This window comes from Streptomyces sp. NPDC056373, from assembly GCF_042262425.1.
In the GTDB taxonomy this organism is placed as follows: Bacteria; Actinomycetota; Actinomycetes; order Streptomycetales; family Streptomycetaceae; genus Streptomyces.
The window spans coordinates 18,206-32,174 of the sequence record NZ_JBHJPX010000001.1 but is presented as its reverse complement, the minus strand read 5'-3'; the positions used below and the strand labels follow the sequence as shown (position 1 = coordinate 32,174).

The window sequence follows — 13,969 nt, the reverse complement described above, 5'->3', positions numbered from 1 at the left end:
CCTAACCAGGCCGCTCACAGCCATCCGTTCCGCTTCAGCGTGCGGTGGATGCCGAGGCAGACGACCACCGTGAAGCCCAGGATCACCGGATAGCCGTAGCGCCAGTGCAGCTCCGGCATGTGGTCGAAGTTCATGCCGTACACGCCGCACACCATGGTCGGCACGGCGATGATCGCGGCCCACGAGGTGATCTTGCGCATGTCCTCGTTCTGGGCGACGGAGGCCTGCGCGAGGTTGGCCTGGAGGATGGAGTTGAGCAGCTCGTCGAAGCCGAGGACCTGCTCCTGGACGCGGGCCAGGTGGTCGGCCACGTCCCGGAAGTACTTCTGGATGTCGGGGTCGACCAGCCGCATCGGCCGCTCGCTCAGCAGCTGCATGGGCCGCAGCAGCGGCGACACGGCCCGCTTGAACTCCAGCACCTCGCGCTTGAGTTGGTAGATCCGGCCGGCGTCCGAACCGCGCGGGGAGCCTTTGCGTCCCGGGGAGAACACCTCGGTCTCGACCTCGTCGATGTCGTCCTGCACCGCGTCGGCCACGGCGATGTACCCGTCGACGACATGGTCCGCGATGGCGTGCAGCACGGCCGAGGGTCCCTTGGCGAGCAGCTCGGGGTCGTCCTGGAGGCGGTGCCTGAGGGCGCGCAGGGAGCCCTGCCCGCCGTGCCGGACGGTGATGAAGAAGTCCCGTCCGGTGAAGCACATGACCTCGCCGGACTCGACGACCTCGCTGTTGGCGTCGAGCTGGTCGTGCTCGACGTAGTGGATGGTCTTGAACACCGTGAACAGGGAGTCGTCGTAGCGCTCCAGCTTGGGCCGCTGGTGGGCCTGGACGGCATCCTCCACGGCCAGCGGGTGCAGCCCGAACTCACCGGCGATGCCGGAGAATTCGGCCTCGGTCGGCTCGTGCAGGCCGATCCACACGAAGCCCCCGTCGCGGCGCGCCAGACGCACCGCCTCGTGCGGGGTCAGGGCGGTCTCGGTCTCGACGCGGCGGCCGTCCCGGTAGACGGCGCAGTCGACGACGGCGGTGGCCGTCGCCGGGCTGCGGGTGGCGTCGTAGGTGCCGCTGTCCTTGCGCAGCGAGACACGGGACGGGCGGACCACGGCGCGCAGGTCGCGGATCATCGACATGGCGGGCTCCTTCGCAGGCGGGCAACGAAAGGCGCCGGAGACGACGGGTGGAACTACCCGGAATGAGGACGTTGTGACTGCGGATGTTTGGCACGTCCACAAAGCGGGGAGCACCGCACCGTCGCGGTGGCGAGCTTCGTCACTGATTCAGCTACTGAGGCAGATCAGGAAAAACGAAACGAAGCGCTCTTCCGCGGTGAAGCGAGTGCGAGAGGTGGCAGCCAGAGACGGAGCAGCTACATCAGCGGCGGGAGAGCGTGGTGCTACTGCACGGTCGACTTCGATCCATTGCAGCCCCACCTCCTCCGGCCGGTCCCTCGTAAGGGAGTTCCTTCGGCGTCGGGGCTTGATCGCGACGCTTCTGCGTGCTGCCCCGAACCACCGGGCAAGAGTAGCAGCCGACACAACTGTCAAGGTGCTGCTTTGCCCGCTACTGGCGAGTTCTATGCTCGCCGCATGGCAGATGTTCTCCCTCTGGTCGAAGCCCGGTTGCGCAGCGCGCTGGGCGAACCGGACGCGCGCGCGGCGGTCACCTTCCTCGGAACGGACCGCATCGAGGTGCTCCGTTTCCAGGAGGGCGGCATCGTCCGCTACGCCTCGCTCGGCATGTCCGCGCACCCGATGACGGATCCCACGGCGGTGGTCGCCGACCCGGTCAAGGGCCCGCGCGCCGAGCTGGTCCTCTCGGTCCGCTCCGGTCTCGCCGACACCGACAAGGCGCTTCGGCCGCTCGCCGTGCTCGCCGCGTCTCCGCAGGTGGAGGGTCTGGTGGTGGCTCCCGGGGCGTCCCTCGACGTCGGTGAGCCGCTGTGGCCCGGCGCCCCGTTCACCTCGGTCCTGGTCGCCGAGCCGGGCGGTCTGGTCGAGGATCTGGAGCTCGACGAGCCGCTCGATCCCGTGCGGTTCCTGCCACTGCTGCCGATGACCCCGAACGAGGCCGCCTGGAAGCGCGTGCACGGCGCGCAGGCGCTGCAGGAGCGGTGGCTGAACCAGGGGACGGACCTCCGGGATCCGTCCCGGAAGTCCGTCCCGCTGGAGTGAGGAAGCTCACCAAACTCCGTCCGCGCGGCCTCAGTTGGCGAAGACGGCGACACCGTCCTCGGTCGCGTGCCGCGGCTCCAGCTCCTCCGCTTCGTGGGTCAGGGCCTTGCGCCGTACGACGACCACGGCCGCGCCCACGACCGCGGTGACCGCCGCCACCACGAACGGGATGTGGATGTCGGTCCACTCCTCGATCTTCGGCGCGAAGTAGGGGGCTGCCGCCGCCGCGAACCAGCGCACGAAGTTGTAGCCCGCGCTCGCCACCGGCCGGGGCGCGTCCGAGACGCCGAGGGCCAGTTCGGTGTAGACGGTGTTGTTCACGCCGATGAAGGCGCCGGACAGGATCGTGCAGACGACGGCGACCGTGTGCGAGCCGTAGCCGAGCACGAGCACGTCGGCCGCGAGCAGGACCAGCGAACCGCCGAGCACCTTCAGCGACCCGAAGCGCTTCTGGAGCCGCGGGGCGACGATCACCGAGAAGACGGCGAGCAGCGCGCCCCAGGCGAAGAACACCGCGCCCGACCGGTACGGGCTCATGTTCAGCACGAACGGCGTGAAGGCCAGCACGGTGAAGAACGTGTAGTTGTAGAAGAACGCCGAGACCGCCGCGGAGGCGAGGCCGCCGTGGCCGAGGGCCTTGAGCGGGTCCAGCAGCGAGGTCTTGCGGGCCGGCTTCGGCTGTTCCTTCAGGAACACCGTGATGCACAGGAAGCCGACGGCCATCAGGAAGGCGGTGCCGAAGAACGGGTAGCGCCAGCTGGCGTCGCCGAGCAGCGCGCCCAGCAGCGGGCCGCAGGCCATGCCGAGGCCGAGGGCCGACTCGTAGAGCAGGATCGCCGCGGAGCTGCCGCCGGCCGCGGCGCCGACGATGACCGCGAGGGCCGTCGAGACGAACAGTGCGTTGCCGAGGCCCCATCCGGCCCGGAAGCCGACCAGTTCGCCGACGGATCCGGAGGTGCCCGCGAGCCCGGCGAACACCACGACGAACGCGAGGCCGAGCAGCAGCGTCTTCTTCCCGCCGATCCGGCTGGAGACGAATCCGGTCACCAGCATCGCGACGGCGGTGATGAGGAAGTACGAGGTGAAGAGCAGGGAGACCTGGCCGGCCGTGGCGTCGAGACCCTGGGCGATGGACGGCAGGATCGGGTCGACGAGCCCGATGCCCATGAAGGCGACGACCGAGGCCCCGGCGGTCGCCCATACGGACTTGGGCTGCTTCAGGAGGCCGCCCGCTCCGGCGTCGAAGGGGTCCATTGCTTGCTCCCTTTCCCGAGACGAGATAGTTGGTATATGCACATACTAAGTTAGCCAAGCTAATTAATGCAAGTTACACCTAATGTGGCTGGTGAAGGGTTCCGTCCGGATGGGTGATCGTCCTTGACGCGGCGGGGCGCGGGTAGGACCGTGGGGCCCTATGAGGGGCGAACCCAGTTGCCCGAAGTGTGGTGGCCGGGTCAGGGCTCCCGGCCTCTTCTCCGACTCGTGGCAGTGCGATGTGCACGGCACCGTTCATCCGGTGCAGCCCGTGATACCGCCCAGTGTCGACGCCCTCGACGTCGTGGTGCACCGCACCCGGGTGCCGCTGTGGATGCCCTGGCCGCTGCCGGTGGGGTGGTTGTTCACGGGGGTGGCCTGTGCGGGGGACGACCGCACCGGCGGCCGCGCGACCGCCGTGGCCTGCACGGGACCCGGGCCGCTCGGCGGGATGGGCGAGCTGATCCTGGTGGCGGAGGAGCTCGGGGTCGGACTCGGGGCGCGCTACGCGGGCATGGACGGTCCCGACCCGGGACCGCACATGAACGTCGAGAAGCCGCCGCAGGCCAAGGTGCTGGCGGCCGGTCGCCCGACACCGCTGTGGCACGTGGCCGGGGCGCCGGGCGACCGGGCGGTGTTCGCGGGAGAGGCGCTCGGGATGTGGCTGTGGGCCGTGGTGTGGCCCGAGCAGTCCGGGCTGCTGATGTACGACGAACTGGTGCTGGCGGATCTCCGGGAGGCGGGGGCCGAGGTGGAGCTGGTGCCGTGCGGCGCGTTGTCGCCGCGCCTGCTTCAGCCGTAGCGCCTGGCGGCGGGAGCTGGTCCGACGGTATGGGCGGCTGCCGGCTGGTTGTGGCTGGTCGCGCAGTTCCCCGCGCCCCTTCGGGGACGCGTTCATGTAGGGGGCGCTTGCCCCGTGCAGGTATGACATCGGGCGTTGAAAATGCGGTTATCCTTGAGCAGCCCTGTTCGTGCCGCCCGTGTCTGGAGTCCGTGTCGTGCGCATCGATCTGCACACCCACTCCACCGCTTCCGACGGCACGGACTCGCCCGCCGAGCTGGTGCGCAAAGCCGCCGCGACCGGGCTCGACGTCGTCGCGCTCACCGATCACGACACCACGCGCGGGCATGCCGAGGCGATCGCCGCGCTGCCCGACGGCATCACGCTGGTGACCGGGGCCGAGCTCTCCTGCCGGATCGACGGCATCAGCATGCACATGCTGGCCTACCTCTTCGACGCCGAGGAGCCGGCGCTGCTCGCCGAGCGGGAGCTGGTCCGGGACGACCGGGTACCGCGCGCCCAGGGCATGATCGCCAAGCTCCAGGAACTCGGCGTGCCGGTGACCTGGGAACAGGTGGCACGGATCGCCGGTGACGGATCCGTCGGCCGCCCGCACGTGGCGAGCGCGCTCGTCGAGCTGGGTGTCGTGCCCACCGTGAACGACGCCTTCACCCAGGACTGGCTAGCCGACGGCGGCCGGGTCTTCGTGGAGAAGCACGAGACCGACCCCTTCGAGGCCATCCGTCTGATCAAGGGCGCGGGCGGGGTCGCGGTGTTCGCGCACCCCGGGGCGAGCAAGCGGGGGCTCACGGTGCCGGAGGCCGCCATCGCCGAGCTGGCCACGGCCGGGCTGGACGGCCTCGAGGTCGACCACATGGACCACGATGCGGACACCCGGGCGCGGCTGCGGGGTCTGGCCAAGGAGCTCGGGCTGCTCGTGACCGGGTCCTCGGACTACCACGGCAGCCGTAAGACCTGCGTGCTCGGGGAGTACACGACGGATCCCGAGGTGTACGGCGAGATCACGCGGCGGGCCTTCGGGGCGTTTCCCGTGCCGGGGGCCGGCGGGGTCGCCTGAGGTTTCCCTGCTCCGGGCCCGTTCCCCAGGCCCGTTCCGCAGCCTCGTTCTGCAGGCCCGCTTCTCGTGCGGGTCCCTTTCCTCTTCTCTCACCCGGTGCTGCCCGCCGAGCCCCGCGTCCCGTCCTGCGCGACGCCTGCTCGGCAGCAGCCCTCTGCGCAAGGCTCACTCATGTTCGACCTCGCCGTCTTCGGCTCCCTGTTCCTCACCCTCTTCGTCATCATGGATCCCCCGGGGATCACGCCGATCTTCCTCGCCCTCACCGCCGGCCGGCCCGGCAAGGTGCAGAAGCGGATGGCCTTCCAGGCCGTCTGCGTCGCCGGCGGTGTGATCACCGTGTTCGGGCTCCTCGGGCACCAGATCCTGAACTACCTGCACGTGTCCGTGCCCGCGCTGATGATCGCGGGCGGCCTGCTGCTCCTGCTGATCGCCCTGGACCTGCTCACCGGCAAGACCGACGAGCCGAAGCAGACCAAGGACGTCAACGTCGCCCTGGTCCCCCTGGGCATGCCGCTGCTGGCCGGACCCGGGGCGATCGTGTCGGTCATCCTCGCCGTGCAGAAGGCCCACAGTGTCGCCGCGCAGGTGTCCGTGTGGGCGGCCATCCTCGCCATCCACGTCGTGCTGTGGCTGGTGATGCGCTACTCGCTGGTGATCATCCGCCTCATCAAGGACGGCGGTGTGGTCCTGGTGACCCGTCTGGCCGGCATGATGCTCTCCGCGATCGCCGTGCAGCAGATCATCAACGGCGTCACGCAGGTGATCCAGCAGAGCTGACGATCCCCGTCACGGCCTCAGGACGCCGCCGATCTCCTGGGCCGCCTCGGGGTGGCCGAGGTACTCCTCGATCTTGTGCGCGTGGTCGCGGCCGTTGGAGACGGGCGGCTGGGTGAGCTTCCCCCACCGTTCGTCCTCCAGAGGGCAGCCGATGGCCACCGCGTCGGTGGGGCACCAGACGTTCACCCAGTCACGCACCCGGGGCGGCTGGTGCGGACCCCGGGTGAGGAGCCGTTCGTTGACGCCGTCCAGACCGAGCGGACTGCCAGCGGTGACCAGCAGGACGGGGTCCAGGGCGTCGGGGATCCGGGTCAGGAGGTCCATGCCCACGACCGTGCCCAGGCTGTGCGTGACCAGCACCAGCTCACCGCTGGTCGGCATCGTCTCCATGACGGTGTCCAGCACCGCCTGCCGCACGGCGCTGTCACCGAGGTACAGGTCGACGTCCCGCAGGAACGTGGCGATGGTCCACTCGTCCAGGTCCGACCGCGCGGCCAGCCAGCTCAGCGGCCGGTGCAGCGCGCCGACCAGGCCCGCACCGAACCCCTCCGTGGCCGTCGGCCCGTTCCGGGGCATGCCGGCCCGGGCGGCCGCCTCGTAGAGCAGCTGCTCGTAGGAGCCCGTGGGGGACTCCGCGGCGAACACCTCCGCGGCAGCGGCGGCGCTCACCTAGTCGAGACCGATGGGTTCCGCCGTGCTCTCCCTGCCGCTCACGAGGTCGTGCAGTCTCGTGCCGTAGAAGGGGAACCACACGTCCTGCGGGTCGAGCGTGGGCATGGACGCGAGGGTGAGTCCGCGGTTCAGGCCGGCCGTCCAGGACAGGCGGAGTTCGTCGGGGAACTTCTTCTGCTGGTCCCGGCCGTGCAGGAAGACCAGGTGCCGGTGGCCGCCGAAGGCGGTACTGCGGGCACGGAGCCCGACCCTGGGGCGCTCGGCACCGGTTTCGCTCTCGGTCATGGGGACCGTCACCCGCACCCCGGGCACGGGCGGGGCCGTGACGCCCGGCACCGCGGCCGTCCTCTCCGGTGGTGCTCCGGGGGCCGCCGCGGGGAGGACCGGCGCCGTGGACATGGCCTGGTCCAAGCCCGAGTCCGGGCCCATCTCGGCCAGCAGGGTACGCCGAACCGGGTCGAGCTCCAGCCCGGCCAGGTGCTTGAGGATCGAGCTGATCCGGACGCCCTCGTTGGCGACCCACTCGATGGCGTCGTCGCCGTCGCCCTGCTGCCAGGGCCGGCCGTCCTTGCGCAGGACCCGGCCCTGGTCGTCCTTCTTCGGCACGCCGCTGTGGTGCAGCGCCACGACCTCCCACTGGTCGTTGAAGACGGGGGAGCCGGAGTTCCCCGGTTCGGTGTCGGTCGTGTAGTGCACGAAGTCGTCGAGGCGGACCAGCACCGCGTTGTCGCGCAACGCGATCTCCTTCAGCCGCCCCGAGGGATGGCCGATGATGTTCACCTTCTCGCCCAGCACCAGCTTGCCGGTCTGCACGCTCAGCCGGTTCCAGCCGAAGGTCTCGCCCGGCGCGGGGCCCTCCCCGGTGGGAGCCAGCGCCACGAGGGCGAAGTCGAGGCCGCGGTCCGCGGCGAAGAAGGACTGCGGGTCCAGCTCCATCCGGACCACGGTGTCGGGCAGGTTGTCCGCCGTGACCTGGGCGTTGAACTCCACGAAGCAGGTCCGGGCGAAGCTCTCGTCGGGCAGGACGTGGTGGTTGGTCATCAGCAGCCGCGGCGAGACCAGGAAGCCGGTGCCGTGCGGCAGCTCGCGGCCGTCGCGCCGCCGGGTGATCCGGGCGACCGTGGCCCCGGCCCTGACCCCGCGCGGCAGGAAGCTCCAGGCCTGGAGCTCGTTGGACAGGTCGATGATCCGCTCGTTGGCGTCGGGCAGCTCCATGGCCTCGCGGTGGATGTCGGCCACCACCGCCGAGGGCGACAGGCCGCCCCGGTCGAGGATCCGGTCGGCGCGGACGGCCAGCGCGTCGGGGGAGTCCGGGAAGCGGACCCCGGCCGCCAGCCGGCCCTCGACCCGCTCGCGCTCCGCGGTGGAGTCCTCGTAGCGCCGCGCGGCCTCGGCGGCGGCCTGCTGGTGCAGTTCCCTGTGTGACCGGTCCGTCACCGACATGTCCCACCGTCCTGTTCCGAGTTCGCGCCGGCCCCCTCAGCCAGTACGCCTCCGACCAGGGAGGTCCGCAACAGCACAGCCCCCGCACGGCCGATGCCGGGCGGGGGCTGTGAAGCGTGGGAGAGGTGCGCGCGTTATGAGGCCGTGGTCTCGGCCGGGCGGATCCAGAGGCGCTGCCCGATGGCGGCGGCCTGCTGAACGATGCGGTTGACGGAGGCGGCGTCCACAACGGTCGAGTCCACAGGTGTGCCGTCGACGTCGTCGAGTCGCATGATTTCGAAGCGCAAGGGCTTCTCCCTTCGTCTGGTCATCCTCCTGAGGAGAACTACTTGAGTGAGTGGCCCACCAGGCTGCGGCGCTCGGTGTTCCTTATGGGTCAACAGGGCTGCATGGTTCAAACATTCCCTACGCTAAGGAAATTTTTCGAACGACTAATTACTGAGTCGTAAGAGTGTTGTTACGGGACCGACCGGGACCGGTTGTGTTCGCAGCGTGACCGCCAGGACAATGGAGGCGATGAACGACGACCTCGCGGCCCTCAGCGCCCGCATCGACCGCACCAACGAGCTGCTCCACCGCATGCTCGCCGAGGTGGCGAAGACGCCTTCGACCCACGCGATCTTCGTCGATGCCGGGTATCTGTACGCCGCTGCCGGCCGCCTCGTCGCCGGCACGGAGGACCGCCGCGCCTTCGACGTGGACGCCGAAGGCCTGATCGACGCGCTCATCGACAAGGCCCGCACGATCTTCGCGGACAGCCGGCTGCTGCGGGTCTACTGGTACGACGGCGCCCGGCGCCGCATCCACACGGCCGAACAGCAGACCATCGCGGAACTGCCGGACGTCAAGGTGCGGCTCGGCAACCTCAACGCCAACAACCAGCAGAAGGGCGTCGACTCACTCATCCGCTCCGACCTGGAGTCCCTCGCCAGGCACCGGGCCATCAGCGACGCGGCCCTGCTCGGCGGCGACGAGGACCTCGTCTCGGCGGTGGAGGCGGCCCAGGGGTACGGCGCCCGGGTCCACCTCTGGGGCATCGAGGCGCCGGAGGGCCGCAACCAGGCGGAGCCCCTGCTGTGGGAGGTCGACAGCCAGCGCACCCTCGACCTCGACTTCTTCAAGCCGTACGTCTCCCGCCGCACCGCCCCCTCCCACGAGGCCGCGGCGGAACGGCCCACCCGCGAGGGCGTGCGGTTCGTGGGTGCGCAGATCGCGGCGAAATGGCTGGCGGCACGCGGCCGGGACACCCTGGTCGAGCTGCTGCCCGGGCACCCGTACCTGCCGGGATCGGTCGACCAGGACCTGCTCGTGGAGGCGGAGGGCCTCCTGCAGTACTCGCTGCGCGGCCAGGCGGACCTGCGGCGGGCGCTGCGGGACGGCTTCTGGGAGCACCTGCGGACGCAGTACTAGGCCGTCCCGGGAGCGTCAGGTCCCCGATCCTGTCCGAGGCTGTCCCAGAAGTCGGCGAGGGCGTGCGCCGTCGGGAGCGGCCGGTCGGCGTTGGGGGAGTGCTCGGCTCCCGTGACGACCGTGCGGTGCGCGTCCAGCCGCAGGGCCATGTCGTCGAGGATCGCCACCGGCCAGGTGTCGTCGTGTGCGCCCGACAGCACGTGCAGCGGCAGCGGAACGGCGGCGAGTTCGGCCACGCGGTCCGGCTCGGTGCACAACTGGCGCCCCGTCGCGAGGAGTTGCGCAGGGCTGTGGCCCAGCCAGCGGCGGCGCAACTGGTCCTGGTCACCGAGACCGCGAGCAGGCCCGCCGACCTCCTCCGGCGGCCCCATGGCCTGGATGGCCTCCCAGACCTGCGTCATCGACAGCACGGCGAGCGCGTCCCGCAGCAGCTTCACGCGCTGCTGCTGGGAGACGGAGATCTCCGCCGGGCCGGACGAGACCAGGGTGAACGAGACGAAGGGGGAGTGGTCGAGCAGCACGGCCGCACGGGCGATCTGCCCGCCGAGCGAGTGCCCCACGAGGTGCACGGGTTCGCCCAGCGCACCGGCCTGCGCGAGCACGTCCCGTGCCAGTTCCCGCTGGGCGTAGGCCGACTCGTCGTCCAGCGGCCCCTCCGACTCGTGCTGCCCCCGCCCGTCCACGGCGACGACCCGGTACCCGCGCTCCGCGAGCGGCTCGTGGAGCAGCCTGAAGTCCTCCTTGCTCCCGGTGAACCCGGGCAGCATCAGGACGGCTCCCCTGACCTCCGCACCCGCCTTCGGCGACGAGTCGACGACGGCGAACTCGCCGCGTGAAGTGCGCAGAAGGTAGGCACGGGCGCCCGGGGGCGGGGGGAAGGTGGGGTGGCTGGTCACGGGGCGAGGGTAGCGGCTGCGGCCCGGCGTGCGCCCTGGGCGGACAGGGGAAGGCCCTGGGGGCTGTTGTGGAGGGGGTGTCAGGCGTTGGTGGGTGCGTGGGGGTGGCACAGGGCTTGCTGCTTGGGACACGCCGTCGGCCCGGTTTCCTGTCGGGGGAGGAGGGCCGGGCCGTTGCAGGTGCGCGGGGGCGTGGGAGGTGGGGTCGGGCTTGCCGCTTGGGTGAATGTCGGCGGCCCGGTTTCCTGTCGGGGGAGGAGGGCCGGGCCGTTGCAGGTGCGCGGGGGCGGGGCCGGGCTTGCCGCCCGGGGAACGCCGACGGCCCGGCTCCCTGTGAGGGGCCGGGCCGTCGTGGAGGAGCGTGTCAGCCCTCCGTGGGCTCCGCGGCGGCCGTGGCCTTGCGGGTGCGGCGTGCCCTGGGCTTCGGCTCCGTCGCGTCCTCGGCAGGGGCGGCCGTGGCGGCCGCTGCCGTCTTGCGCGTGCGGCGCGGCTTGGCCTGGGCGGCCTCCGGCTCCTGATCCGCCTGCGCGGGGATCCCGGTCGGCTCGGCGGTCTTGCGGGTGCGGCGGCGCGGCTTGGCCTCCGTACCCTCGGCCGTGTCGACCGCGACCTCCGCCGCTGCGGCCGTCTTCCGGGTCCGGCGCGGCTTGGCCTCGACGGCCTCCGCGTCCGGAGCCGCGGTGGCCGTGGCGGCCGCCGCCGTCTTGCGCGTGCGGCGCGGCTTGGCCTCGGCGGTCTCCGGCTCCTGGGCCGCCTGGGCCGGGATCTCGGCGACGGCCGGGGCCGGTTCGGCGGCCTTGCGGGTCCGGCGGCGCGGCTTGGCCTCCACGCCCTCGGCCGTGTCGGCTGCTTCCTCTGCCGGAGCGGCGGCCTTGCGGGTGCGACGCGGCTTGGTCTCCGCGACCTCGGCAGCCTCGGCCGGGGCAGCGGTGGTGGCCGCCGCCGCGGTCTCGGCGGTCTTGCGGGTGCGGCGGCGCGGCTTGGCCTCGGCGGCCTCGGCCGTGTCGACGGCGGCTTCGGCCGCAGCCGTCGCCTTGCGCGTACGCCTGGGCTTGGCCTCGGCCGCCTCGACGGCGTCCTCCGTGCCCTGCGCCGCTGCGGCCGTCTTCCGGGTGCGACGCGGTTTCGCCTCGGCCCCCTCGGCCGTGTCGACGCTCGCCTCGGCCTTGGCGGCCGTCTTGCGCGTGCGGCGCGGCTTCGCCTCGGTCGGCTCCGGAGCGGACTCGGCGGTCCCTTCGGCCGGGTCGACGCTCGTCTCCGCCTTCGCGGCCGTCTTGCGGGCGCGGCGCGGCTTGGTCTCCGCCGGCTCCGACGTGGCCTCGGTGACTCCCTCGGCCGTGTCGAGCGCCGACTCGGCCGCGGACGCCGCCGTGGCCTTGCGGGTGCGGCGACGCGGCTTGGCGGCGGCCTCGGGCTGTACGGCATCCGCGGCGGCCGGAGCCTCCGCGACGACCGCCGGCTCCGCGACCGCCGGCTCCGCGACGACCGCCGGCTCCGCGACCGACGGCGTCGCCGCGGTCTCGGTCTCCACGACCGGCGTCTCCGAACGGCGCGTACGGCGCCGGCGCGGCTTCGCGGCCGTCTCGGGGGCCTCCGCGGCCGTGCCCTCCGCCGTCGCGACGGCGCTCTCCGCCTGCTCGGACACTGCGGACTCGACCGCCGCGACGGGAGCGGGCTGGGACTGGGCCCCGCCGCGGGTGCGGCGACGCCGGCGCGGGGTGCGCGGACCGGTCACGGCGTCGGCCTCGGCGGCGCCGTCGGTGGCCGTGCTGCCCGGCGCGGTGGTGCCGACGGGCTCGGGAGCCCCGTCCAGCGCGGCCCCGCCACGGGTACGGCGGCGGCGACGCGGCGTACGCGACGACCGCTCGCGGTCGGCCGAACGGGACTCGTCCCGGTCGCCGCGGCCACCCCGGCCGCCGCGCCCGCGCGGCCCGCGGCCGCCCGGCTCGCCCAGGTCCTCCAGCTCCTCCGCGTCCAGCCCGGCACGCGTGCGCTCCGAGCGCGGCAGGATGCCCTTCGTGCCCTCGGGGATGCCGAGGTCGGTGTAGAGGTGCGGAGAGGTGGAGTACGTCTCCGGCGGGTCGTTGAAGTCGAGCTCCAGCGCCTTGTTGATCAGCTGCCAGCGCGGGATGTCGTCCCAGTCGACCAGCGTGATCGCCGTACCCTTCGCACCCGCGCGGCCCGTCCGGCCGATGCGGTGCAGGTACGTCTTCTCCTCCTCCGGCGACTGGTAGTTGATGACGTGCGTGACGCCCTCGACGTCGATGCCGCGGGCGGCGACGTCGGTGCAGACGAGCACGTCCACCTTGCCGTTGCGGAAGGCGCGCAGCGCCTGCTCACGGGCGCCCTGGCCGAGGTCGCCGTGGACCGCGCCGGAGGCGAACCCGCGCTGCTTCAGCTGGTCGGCGAGATCGGCCGCCGTGCGCTTGGTGCGGCAGAAGACCATGGCCAGCCCGCGGCCGTCGGCCTGGAGGATGCGCGCGACCATCTCGGGCTTGTCCATGTTGTGCGCGCGGTAGATGAACTGCTTGGTGTTCGCGACGGTCGCGCCCGCGTCGTCCGGCGCCGTGGCGCGGATGTGCGTGGGCTGCGACATGTAGCGACGGGCCAGGCCGATGACCGCGCCCGGCATGGTCGCCGAGAACAGCATCGTCTGGCGCCGCACCGGCAGCATGTTGATGATCTTCTCGACGTCGGGCAGGAAGCCGAGGTCGAGCATCTCGTCGGCCTCGTCGAGGACCAGGCACTTGACGTGCTTCAGGTTCAGCTTCTTCTGACCGGCGAGGTCCAGGAGCCGGCCCGGGGTGCCGACGACCACGTCGACGCCCTTCTTCAGGGCCTCGACCTGGGGCTCGTAGGCCCGGCCGCCGTAGATGGCGAGGACGCGGACGTTGCGCACCTTGCCCGCGGTCAGCAGGTCGTTGGTGACCTGCGTGCACAGCTCGCGTGTGGGGACGACGACAAGCGCCTGCGGTGCCTCGGTGAGGGCTTCCGGCGCGGCGCGTCCGGCCTCGACGTCGGCGGGGACGGTGACGCGCTCGAGGAGCGGGAGGCCGAAGCCCAGCGTCTTGCCGGTACCGGTCTTGGCCTGGCCGATGACGTCCGTGCCCGACAGGGCCACGGGGAGCGTCATCTCCTGGATGGGGAAGGGAGTGGTGATGCCGACTGCCTCAAGGGCTTCGGCGGTCTCGGGGAGGATTCCGAGCTCTCGGAACGTAGTCAGGGTGCTGCCTCTTCTGTGTGGGCGGCGCGAGGCGAGCGCGGGGCCGTGTCAGACCGTGCCGGGGACGTCGGCTGCCTACGGGCGGACCGTAGAGCACGGGACCGCGCCGACGCTCTAGCGCTCGTGCCGCTGAGGGTGTCCCCCTCCGGATCTCGTACGCACTGTGGCGGACGGCCGGGGAGGGCTGTCGGGTCGGAGCCGATCGGGCCACCGACCGGGCATCCTCATACGTGCGGCCTGTCGAGGTACGTCGACGTACCAGCA

Annotated in this window: 12 protein-coding genes; 5 read left to right on the top strand and 7 right to left on the bottom strand. The window is 71.8% G+C overall.

What is annotated here, in order from left to right:
• Window positions 1-14 precede the first annotated feature (14 nt).
• Window positions 15-1,130, bottom strand: coding sequence for a magnesium and cobalt transport protein CorA (locus ACFCXS_RS00145; protein ID WP_376640351.1), 1,116 nt, complete (start codon window positions 1,128-1,130; stop codon window positions 15-17).
• A 456-nt stretch (window positions 1,131-1,586) separates the two neighbouring features.
• On the opposite strand from ACFCXS_RS00145, the gene ACFCXS_RS00140 reads away from it, so the two are divergent.
• Complete coding sequence (locus ACFCXS_RS00140) at window positions 1,587-2,171, top strand: suppressor of fused domain protein (protein ID WP_376640349.1); 585 nt, start codon at window positions 1,587-1,589, stop codon at window positions 2,169-2,171.
• A gap of 30 nt (window positions 2,172-2,201) precedes the next feature.
• Here ACFCXS_RS00140 and ACFCXS_RS00135 read toward each other — a convergent pair whose 3' ends face one another.
• Complete coding sequence (locus ACFCXS_RS00135; protein ID WP_376640347.1) at window positions 2,202-3,425, bottom strand: MFS transporter; 1,224 nt, start codon at window positions 3,423-3,425, stop codon at window positions 2,202-2,204.
• Between the two features lie 160 nt (window positions 3,426-3,585).
• Between ACFCXS_RS00135 and ACFCXS_RS00130 the strand changes: the two genes are divergently transcribed.
• From ACFCXS_RS00130 to ACFCXS_RS00120, 3 genes are all read left to right on the top strand, one after another.
• Window positions 3,586-4,227 (top strand): DUF6758 family protein, encoded by a 642-nt coding sequence (locus ACFCXS_RS00130; RefSeq protein WP_376640345.1) that lies wholly within the window; start codon window positions 3,586-3,588, stop codon window positions 4,225-4,227.
• A gap of 196 nt (window positions 4,228-4,423) precedes the next feature.
• Window positions 4,424-5,284, top strand: a complete 861-nt coding sequence (locus tag ACFCXS_RS00125) for a PHP domain-containing protein (protein WP_376640339.1) — start codon at window positions 4,424-4,426, stop codon at window positions 5,282-5,284.
• Between the two features lie 171 nt (window positions 5,285-5,455).
• A complete protein-coding gene (locus ACFCXS_RS00120) occupies window positions 5,456-6,061 on the top strand; it encodes a MarC family protein (RefSeq protein ID WP_376640337.1) in 606 nt (201 codons plus the stop codon).
• A 9-nt stretch (window positions 6,062-6,070) separates the two neighbouring features.
• Here the strand turns inward: ACFCXS_RS00120 and ACFCXS_RS00115 are convergent, their stop codons facing one another.
• The 3 genes from ACFCXS_RS00115 to ACFCXS_RS00105 form a co-directional block, all read right to left on the bottom strand.
• Complete coding sequence (locus tag ACFCXS_RS00115; RefSeq protein WP_376640335.1) at window positions 6,071-6,730, bottom strand: hypothetical protein; 660 nt, start codon at window positions 6,728-6,730, stop codon at window positions 6,071-6,073.
• The gene (locus ACFCXS_RS00110; RefSeq protein WP_376640333.1) at window positions 6,731-8,176 is read right to left on the bottom strand and encodes a trypsin-like serine peptidase; all 1,446 of its coding nucleotides are present in this window, start codon (window positions 8,174-8,176) and stop codon (window positions 6,731-6,733) included.
• A 134-nt stretch (window positions 8,177-8,310) separates the two neighbouring features.
• Window positions 8,311-8,463, bottom strand: coding sequence for a hypothetical protein (locus tag ACFCXS_RS00105; RefSeq protein WP_003992775.1), 153 nt, complete (start codon window positions 8,461-8,463; stop codon window positions 8,311-8,313).
• A gap of 229 nt (window positions 8,464-8,692) precedes the next feature.
• On the opposite strand from ACFCXS_RS00105, the gene ACFCXS_RS00100 reads away from it, so the two are divergent.
• The gene (locus ACFCXS_RS00100; protein WP_376640331.1) at window positions 8,693-9,586 is read left to right on the top strand and encodes an NYN domain-containing protein; all 894 of its coding nucleotides are present in this window, start codon (window positions 8,693-8,695) and stop codon (window positions 9,584-9,586) included.
• On the opposite strand, the gene ACFCXS_RS00095 is transcribed toward ACFCXS_RS00100, so the two are convergent.
• Together ACFCXS_RS00095 and ACFCXS_RS00090 are read right to left on the bottom strand one after the other, a co-directional pair.
• Window positions 9,583-10,482 carry an alpha/beta fold hydrolase gene (locus tag ACFCXS_RS00095; RefSeq protein ID WP_376640329.1) on the bottom strand — a complete coding sequence of 300 codons (900 nt, stop codon included), beginning with the start codon at window positions 10,480-10,482 and terminating at the stop codon, window positions 9,583-9,585. The genes ACFCXS_RS00100 and ACFCXS_RS00095 overlap by 4 nt on opposite strands.
• A 364-nt stretch (window positions 10,483-10,846) precedes the next feature.
• Complete coding sequence (locus tag ACFCXS_RS00090) at window positions 10,847-13,615, bottom strand: DEAD/DEAH box helicase (RefSeq protein ID WP_376640327.1); 2,769 nt, start codon at window positions 13,613-13,615, stop codon at window positions 10,847-10,849.
• Between the last annotated feature and the right edge of the window lie 354 nt (window positions 13,616-13,969).